Source organism: Arthrobacter sp. (genome assembly GCF_031988865.1).
In the GTDB taxonomy this organism is placed as follows: Bacteria; Actinomycetota; Actinomycetes; order Actinomycetales; family Micrococcaceae; genus Arthrobacter_B.
Genome location: NZ_DALZXY010000124.1, coordinates 1 through 6,847, shown reverse-complemented (window position 1 = coordinate 6,847; position 6,847 = coordinate 1). Strand labels below are relative to the sequence as shown.

Sequence of the window (6,847 nt, the reverse complement as noted above, 5' to 3'; positions counted from 1 at the left end):
GGTGGAGGCGCACCTGTTGGCGGCGGCTTCGGCAAGGGCGGCCGCGGACGCGGCGGCACTGCCGGTGCCTTCGGCAAGGGCGGCGCAGGACGCGGCAAGCAGCGCAAGTCGAAGCGGGCAAAGCGGCAGGAACTGGAGCAGATGTCAGCTCCGTCGCTGGGTGGCGTTTCGGTACCCCGCGGCGACGGCAACACTGTTGTCCGCCTGCGGCGCGGCGCGTCCATCACGGACTTCGCCGACAAGATCGAGGCAAACCCGGCAGCACTGGTTACCGTGCTGTTCCACCTCGGCGAAATGGCAACTGCCACCCAGTCGCTGGATGAGGAAACGTTCGGCGTGCTCGGCGAGGAGCTGGGTTACAAGATCCAGGTTGTCTCGCCGGAAGACGAAGAGCGCGAGCTGCTCAGCAGCTTCGACATTGACTTCGAGGCCGAACTGGAAGCCGAAGGCGACGACGAACTCGAGGCACGTCCTCCGGTAGTCACCGTTATGGGCCACGTTGACCACGGTAAGACCCGCCTGCTCGACGCGATCCGTAACACCAAGGTGGTCGAGGGCGAAGCCGGCGGCATCACCCAGCACATCGGTGCTTACCAGATCGAGTTTGAGCACGAGGGCACGGACCGTGCCATCACGTTCATCGATACCCCGGGCCACGAGGCGTTCACCGCCATGCGTGCCCGTGGTGCCAAGGTCACCGACATCGCGGTCCTGGTTGTGGCAGCGGACGACGGCGTAATGCCGCAGACCGTTGAAGCCCTCAACCATGCACAGGCGGCGAACGTGCCGATCGTGGTTGCCGTGAACAAGATCGATAAGGAAGACGCCAACCCGGACAAGGTCCGCGGCCAGCTGACCGAATACGGTCTGGTTCCCGAAGAATACGGTGGCGACACCATGTTCGTTGAGGTTTCGGCCCGCCAGCACCTCAACATTGACGCCCTGCTCGAGGCAGTCCTGCTCACCGCGGACGCTGCCCTGGACATGCGCGCCAACCCGGACAAGGACGCTCGCGGCATCGCGATCGAAGCGAACCTGGACAAGGGCCGCGGCGCCGTCGCGACCGTACTGGTCCAGTCCGGAACGCTGAAGGTCGGCGACACGATCGTGGCGGGAACGGCCCACGGCCGCGTCCGTGCCATGTTCGACGAGAACGGCGACAACCTCACCGAAGCCGGACCGTCGCGTCCGGTCCAGGTGCTGGGTCTGTCCAACGTCCCGCGTGCCGGCGACACCTTCTTCGTGACCGACGACGAGCGCACTGCCCGCCAGATCGCCGAGAAGCGTGAAGCTGCGGACCGTAACGCCGCCCTGGCCAAGCGCCGCAAGCGCATCAGCCTCGAGGACTTCGACCAGGCTGTTGCCGATGGCAAGGTTGACACCCTCAACCTCATCCTCAAGGGTGACGTGTCCGGTGCCGTGGAAGCCCTGGAAGACTCGCTGCTCAAGATCGACGTCGGGGACGGCGTGCAGCTGCGCGTCATCCACCGCGGCGTTGGTGCCATCACGCAGAACGACGTCAACCTGGCGACCGTGGACAACGCGATCATCATCGGCTTCAACGTCAAGCCTGCCGAGCGTGTGGCCGACCTGGCCGAGCGCGAAGGCGTGGACATGCGCTTCTACTCCGTCATCTATGCAGCAATTGATGACATTGAGCTGGCCCTCAAGGGCATGCTCAAGCCGGAGTACGAGGAAGTGCAGCTCGGTACCGCCGAGGTCCGCGAAGTCTTCCGCTCCTCCAAGTTCGGCAACATTGCCGGCTCGATCGTGCGCTCCGGTGTTATCCGCCGTAACGCCAAGGCACGGGTCACCCGCGACGGCAAGGTCATCGGTGAGAACCTCACCGTTGACTCGCTCAAGCGGTTCAAGGACGACGCCACCGAGGTCCGGACGGACTTCGAGTGTGGTATCGGCCTGGGCTCGTTCAACGACGTCAAGGAAGGCGACATCATCGAGACCTTCGAGATGCGCGAGAAGCCGCGGGCATAATTCCCGGCTGGGGCTGCCGGATTTCCGGCAGCCCCGCTCCGGCTGCTTTGGCAGCCCCCATCGCACGACGGCGCCGCCGGCCTGGACCGGCCGCCGTCGTAGCGGAACCCAAGAACTTTAAAAGGAGAGGTAATGGCAGATCCAGCACGCGCTGCGAAACTCGCTGACCGCATCAAGGTGGTAGTTGCGCAGGCGCTCGAGCGGCGGATCAAGGATCCCCGACTGGGGTTCGTGACCATCACCGACGCCCGCGTCACCAACGACCTGCAGCACGCCACCGTGTACTACACCGTTTTCGGTGACGAGGCCCAGCAGGCAGACACCAAGGCCGCCTTGGATTCCGCCCGCGGCATCCTGCGCTCGGAAGTCGGCAAGAACATCACCGTCCGGCTCACGCCGACGCTGGAATTCGTCGCCGACGAGATCCCGGTTAACGCCAGCCACCTGGAAGAACTCATCCGGGAGGCCAAGAAGCGGGACGAGGAGCTGGCAGCCTTGAAAGAGGGTGCTGCCTACGCTGGCGACGCCGATCCGTACCGCAAGGACGAAGAGGACGACGAGGAAGATCTGCAGGACGCACCGGCAGAAGATTCCGACGCCCGCAGCTAAGCGTTTTCACCCGCACAGCAAAACCTGTGCCTAAAAGGGAGCCCCGCCGAAATCGGCGGGGCTCCCTTTTTGGTCCGTCAGGCGTTTTGGTCCGTCAGGCCCATTTTCCCGGTCAGGCCTTATTTCCGGTCAGGCCCTGCGGATCCTGCCAGGCTGACTAGTCGTCGTTCGGCTCGGCCGGTTGTCCGTCAGGCTGCGCGAGCCCGTGTGGATCTCCACCGGCCGTGAGCTGGATCCGGATGACCTTGCCGTCAAAAACCGGCGGCGGGGCGTTCGGATCAACGGGGGCGCCGGGTTCCGGTTCCCCGCCCGGAGGCAGGGCATCGATGCTGGCGTAGAGTGCAGAACCGCGCAGCTCCACGTCCGCGGGCGCCGTTACCTCATAGAACGGCTCGGCCGTGGCACTTCCCCTCGGAATCACGGAAATCCGGTTCGCAAAGAGTTCCGCAACGAAGATGTCCCCGCGGCTGTTGACTGCAATTCCGGTGGGGCTGACGAGTCCCGATGCCACCAGGTCCACCGCGCCTGTTCGAAGGCTGACCCGGTAGATCGAGCCTGGACCGCCCGTCGGGCCGCCGGGGAGTGAACCGACATAGAGCTGACCGTCCCGTCCCATGGCCATATCGGTGGGAACAGGTTCCGCGTAGTAATCGTGGCCCGCCGTACAGGCGGGGAGCCCGCTCTCGGCAGCGGTTTCCGGGGTTACGGTGACCGGAACCGGCGGCAGGACGGCGACGGTCGAGGTGCGGCCGCTGCGCTCGTTAACCTGCAGGATCGCATTGGCTCCGGCGTCCGCCACCAGGATGCCGCTCCGGATCCGCATCGTGTCATACGGATGGGAATCCATCAGCCCGGTGTAATTGTTCGGAATCGCGGGGTCGAGCTGGGCGAGGCACGCGGCGTCCAAGTCCCGGAACCCGTAGGTGTTGACCTGGTCCGGGTTTGCGGTCCGTTCATGCACTGCCAGGTCGGCGATTGTGCGGATGGTTCCGCGGCGGTCCACTGAGCGCAGCAGGGCGACATTGTTCTCCGGCACCCCCTCGCCTGCTCCGGTGGTCAGCGCATAGTAGGTAGTGCCACCTACGCGCGATACGGCGTCGGACAGATAACCGGGAATACCCGGGTCAAGCGTCGTGAGGTTGCCGTCCCGGCCGATGCGCACCACGCTCCCGGCGAAGGACTGGGCGACGTCGACGGACCGGTAGCTGCCAAGCGCGATGCGGAGCGGTGAAACCAAACCGGTGGCCAGCGTTGTTACTTCCCCTGCCACGGGCAGCGGGTTGGGGTGTGGATGATGGTGCCGGCCACCGGCGGCAGCCGGTGGTGCTCCGATCAGTCCGGCCAGCAGGGCCGCTGCTGCCGCCAATGGCAGCACGGATGATGCTCGTTTCCTCATGGTGTTCTCCTTGAAGGTGTGGGGAAGTGGAGCCATGGGTGGGTGGCATCAACGGATCCGGCACCAGCCATGGCAGGACGGAGTAGGTGGGGACGGCAGGGCGCGGCCCGGAGCCGTTCCTGCCTTCGGTGGCGTAGGTAGTCTTGGCCGGTTCCGCCGTGGGCGGCCGGCAGGGATGCCGAAGGCGGGGGAGCGGGGGGATTGTCGGTTCCCCCGCCTTCGGGGCTTGAGCCGCAGTTAGCTGCTGTCCTGCCGACGCGGGAGGAGGTGCGCTTGAGCGGGCCTGGGCTGAGCGGGTGTGGGCTGAGCGGGTGCGGGCGTTTTCACGAACGTCTCCTAGGCATTGGTGCTGGGCGCAATGCAGGACTCTTTCGGACCCGGAACCCCAACCGGTCCCCCCAATGCCGAAACCAGTCCACAGACTAGGCAGGCGGATACCGCGTGTAAACGCGAAGTTGAGAATAGGCTGTGTTTGGCCCCGGAATCACCTGTGAACTTCCGGGGCACCATCGATGGACGGCAGGCCGGGCCTAGCGGGTTGAGGGTAGACGCCCCAGTCCTTCGACCAACTCCGCCCGGTCACCGCACAGGGCGATCCTGACCCACCCTTCACCGATCGATCCGAAGGCCGTCCCGGGGGCCAGGGCAACGCCGGAATCCTCGAGGAACTGCCGGGTCCACCGGCGGATGTCGCCGCCGGAGGCATGCGAGAGGTCGGCCCAGAGGTAAAAGGCGCCCTGCGCCGCCAGGAACGGAATACCCAACTCCGCCAGGACCGCCGAAGCTGCATCCCGGTTGCCCCGGTAATGCACTTCAGCGTTCCGCACATAATCCTGCGGCCCGGACAGGGCCGCCACCGCTGCATACTGCGACGGCGAGGCCACGCAGGAGACGATCGACTCCATCACGGTACTCATGCGGGTCTCCATTCCGGGCGGGGTGACCAGCGCACCAATCCGCAGCCCGGTTAGGCCATAGGTCTTCGACAGGGTGTAGGAGGCGAAAACCAGTTCACCACCGCCATCGAACGCCAGCGGACTCACATGGGGAACGTCGTAGGTGAACGCCTCATAGCATTCGTCGGAGAGGATCCACAGCCCCCGCCGCCGTGCCAGCTCCACCAGCTCCCGGGTCAGATCCGCGCTGAAGACGGACCCCAGGGGATTAGAGGGCGAGTTCAGCAGCAGCACCCGGGTGCGGTGAGTGATCCTGGACTCGATCTCTTCAATCCGGGGCTGGAACCCGTTCGATGGGTGGAGCGGATACTCCACGGGCACGGCGTGCAGCAGCCGGGCCGTCATGGCGAAGGTGGGGTACCCCGGGTTCGGTACCAGGACCTCGTCGCCGGCATCGAGCAGAAGGCTCATCGCCAGGTGCAGCCCTTGCTGCGCACCGGCCGTGACGAACACGCGGGACGGATCCACGGGACTGCCAGCGAGCCCCGTTGCCCGGGCAGCGAACGCCGCCCGCAGCGGAGCAATGCCCGCGTTCGGTGTGTAACCGGTCTCATCCCGGGCCAGCGTTGCTTCGGCCGCCTCTAGGATATGGACCGGTGTCGGGAACCCCGGCTCGCCGATGCTGAGGACGATCGCGTTGGGCGTGGCCCACGCGGCCTGCGTGATTTCGCGGATCTGGTTGGGATCGACAGTTCGCACATGCGCGGCTAGCTGGGGCATACCCGAATGCTACCGGTGGCCCGCTCCTGTGCGCCGAAGACACCGCCGGAAGGAAGCCCGCCTCCCGGCACGGGGCACGAACAGCACCTGACCGGCGCATATACTGAAAGGCGTGAATTCCGGGCAGGTCCGTTCAGGACTGATTATTGTGGACAAACCGCAGGGCTGGACCAGCCACGACGTGGTCGGTCGCCTGCGGAGGCTGGCAGGGACCCGGAAAGTGGGCCACGCCGGCACACTGGATCCGATGGCCACCGGTGTGCTGGTGGTCGGGATCAACAAGGCGACCCGCCTGCTGACCTACATTGTGGGCACCTCCAAGACGTATGACGCCACTATCCGGCTGGGACAGTCAACCATCACGGACGACGCCGAGGGCGAGGTGACCTCCGAAACGATCGCCGCAGCGGTCACGGATGAAGAGATCATGGCTGCGGTAGCAAACCTCACCGGCGACATCCTTCAGGTCCCCAGCAGCGTCAGCGCGATCAAGGTGGCAGGAGAGCGCTCCTACGCCCGGGTCCGTGCCGGCGGCGAAGTGAACCTGCCCGCGCGCCCGGTCACCGTTTCCAGGTTCGAGGTCCATGGCATCCGCCGGGAGCACGGCGGTAAGCTGCGCGACGTCGACGTGACCGTTGAATGCTCCTCCGGAACCTACATCCGGGCACTGGCACGCGACCTCGGTGCCGCGCTCGGTGTGGGCGGGCACCTGACCGCGCTGCGGCGCACATCCGTGGGACCGTACGACGCCGGCCAGTCCTCCACGCTGGAGCAGCTGGCCGAAGACCTCCGGCTGCTGGACCTCAACGATGCCGCCCGGGCGCTCTTCCCGGTGCGCGAGCTCAGCACGGAGGAAGCCGAAAATATCTCCCATGGGCGGCGGATCAGCCCTTCCGGCATCCCCGAAGCCGGCGGCGAAGCGGTTCCGGTGGCTGCGTTCGCCCCGGACGGAGAGCTGATGGGGCTGCTGGGGGACAAGGGCGACACCGCCCGGGCGCTGCTGGTATTTGCTCCGGGAAATGAAAGGTCCTAAGTGGTTATCGACCCCCTGTTCGTTGTTGGTGCGCTCGTTTGCCTGGTCTCCACCGTGATCTGCGTTGGCGCAGCCATTATGAAGCACGGACCCAACGACCTCACGATTCTCTCGGTGGCCGCCGTTGAACTCTTCCTCCTC

The 6,847-nt window shown here is 65.8% G+C and carries 5 protein-coding genes; 3 read left to right on the top strand and 2 right to left on the bottom strand.

What is annotated here, in order from left to right; genetic code table 11:
• Together infB and rbfA are read left to right on the top strand one after the other, a co-directional pair.
• The coding region (gene infB, locus RTN46_RS15780; RefSeq protein WP_312182805.1) for a translation initiation factor IF-2 at window positions 1-1,992 on the top strand (1,992 nt) is incomplete at its 5' end.
• Window positions 1,993-2,124: 132 nt separating this feature from the next.
• On the top strand, window positions 2,125-2,601 hold the full coding sequence (gene rbfA / locus RTN46_RS15775) for a 30S ribosome-binding factor RbfA (RefSeq protein WP_312182803.1): 477 nt from the start codon (window positions 2,125-2,127) through the stop codon (window positions 2,599-2,601).
• A gap of 157 nt (window positions 2,602-2,758) precedes the next feature.
• Here the strand turns inward: rbfA and RTN46_RS15770 are convergent, their stop codons facing one another.
• Together RTN46_RS15770 and RTN46_RS15765 are read right to left on the bottom strand one after the other, a co-directional pair.
• Window positions 2,759-3,997, bottom strand: coding sequence for a ScyD/ScyE family protein (locus RTN46_RS15770; protein WP_312182802.1), 1,239 nt, complete (start codon window positions 3,995-3,997; stop codon window positions 2,759-2,761).
• Window positions 3,998-4,527: 530 nt separating this feature from the next.
• Window positions 4,528-5,673, bottom strand: coding sequence for a pyridoxal phosphate-dependent aminotransferase (locus RTN46_RS15765; protein WP_312182801.1), 1,146 nt, complete (start codon window positions 5,671-5,673; stop codon window positions 4,528-4,530).
• A 112-nt stretch (window positions 5,674-5,785) separates the two neighbouring features.
• On the opposite strand from RTN46_RS15765, the gene truB reads away from it, so the two are divergent.
• Complete coding sequence (gene truB, locus RTN46_RS15760; RefSeq protein WP_312182800.1) at window positions 5,786-6,706, top strand: tRNA pseudouridine(55) synthase TruB; 921 nt, start codon at window positions 5,786-5,788, stop codon at window positions 6,704-6,706.
• Window positions 6,707-6,847 lie beyond the last annotated feature (141 nt).